The organism is Nonomuraea typhae (assembly GCF_009760925.1).
GTDB lineage: Bacteria > Actinomycetota > Actinomycetes > Streptosporangiales > Streptosporangiaceae > Nonomuraea > Nonomuraea typhae.
Genome location: NZ_VRLV01000019.1, coordinates 240115 through 241017 on the forward strand (window position 1 = coordinate 240115; position 903 = coordinate 241017).

Consider the following 903-nt stretch of genomic DNA (forward strand, 5'->3'; position numbering starts at 1 on the left):
TGCAGGTGAAAGGCCACTTCCCTTGATCGGGGAGTGGCCTTTTCGATCTTGTACAGCTGAGAAATACAGCTACGAGTCCAAACGGTCGCCGAGCTTCTTCAGCGCCTTGCGCGTGTCCTCGGATGAGACCTCGCTGTAGACGTTCATCGTTACCGAGATCTGCGAGTGCCTGAGGATCTGCATCGCCACGCGTGGGTGGACGTCGAGGGCTACCAACAGGGATGCACAGGTCTTGCGGGTGGCGTGGACGTGGACCTTGCGGACTTCAGCCTTCTCGCAGGCGTTCGCGAAGCTGCGGCGGAAGTTGGACGGTTCGACGGGGCGACCGCTGGCGGTGGTGAAGACGAGGCCGGTTTCCTGCCAGTCGTCGCCGGCGGATTCGCATGCTGCGTCGCGTGCCCGTTGACGGGCACGGAGGGCCGTCGTGACGATCTCGGGGAACGGGAGTGTGGCGTCCGAAGCCTCGGTCTTGGTCTGGCGGTGGAGCAGTTGACCGCTGACCCTCTGGAGTTGCCAGCCGATCGTCATCTCGGCCTGGTCGAGGTCGACATCCTCCCAGCGGAGCCCGAGCGCTTCACCGAGGCGGAGGCCCAGGACCAGGATGAGGACATAGGCCGGGTACATCGGGTCGTTCCGGGTTCTCGCGGACTCCAGGAAGGTTCGGGCTTCATCGACGGACCAGGGCTTCACCTTGCGTTTCCGTGGCGCCGGCATCCTGACGTTGGCGGCGACGTTCCTTGCGAGCGCTTCTTCGCGTACGGCCTGGCTCAGTGCGGCCCGAAGCGTCATGTACGCGTCGTGGACAGTCCAGTCTGAGGGAATCTCTTTGCAGCACTCGCCTATGGCGCAGCAGCGCTGACGTCGCTTCGGGTTGCTGTGCTGTTCCGGGCGGGCGGCGTCCTT

The 903-nt window shown here is 64.2% G+C and carries 1 protein-coding gene; it reads right to left on the minus strand.

Annotated features, from left to right (window positions below):
- Positions 1-69: 69 nt before the first annotated feature.
- On the minus strand, positions 70-903 hold an 834-nt coding region (locus FVE25_RS47055), incomplete at its 5' end, for a tyrosine-type recombinase/integrase (RefSeq protein ID WP_157254035.1).